1 pseudogene is annotated in these 308 nt (G+C 69.5%); it reads right to left on the bottom strand.

Features of this window, described 5'->3' with window-relative positions:
* A pseudogene (locus AC0L3S_RS39255) lies at positions 1–247 on the bottom strand (hypothetical protein); the annotation flags it as partial.
* Between the last annotated feature and the right edge of the window lie 61 nt (positions 248–308).

Below are 308 nucleotides of genomic sequence, written 5' to 3'. Positions count from 1 at the left end.
ACACGCGGCGTGCCTCCATGACGACATCAATAGGGGAGTAACCGCGCCCGTCGCCGAAGCCGCGGATGCCGTCCGACTTGAACGACAGATTCGGGGCGCGCAAATGAAGCGCCCGACCGGTGCTGGACGGCCGCCACTCGGCGACGGCCTTGAAACCACCACCGGCCCGATAGCAGCGCTGCGCCCCGAGATGCGGCACCCAGGCGGCAAGGTTCGCCAGCGCCCGGTCATTCACCGCGCGGAACATGGCCGCCGCGTCTGAGCCGTCGGGAGATGCAACGGACTGCTCGACGGCCCCGCCGCATGAC

This window comes from Bradyrhizobium sp. Ken01 (assembly GCF_055807355.1).
This window is presented reverse-complemented; position numbering and strand designations above follow the sequence as displayed.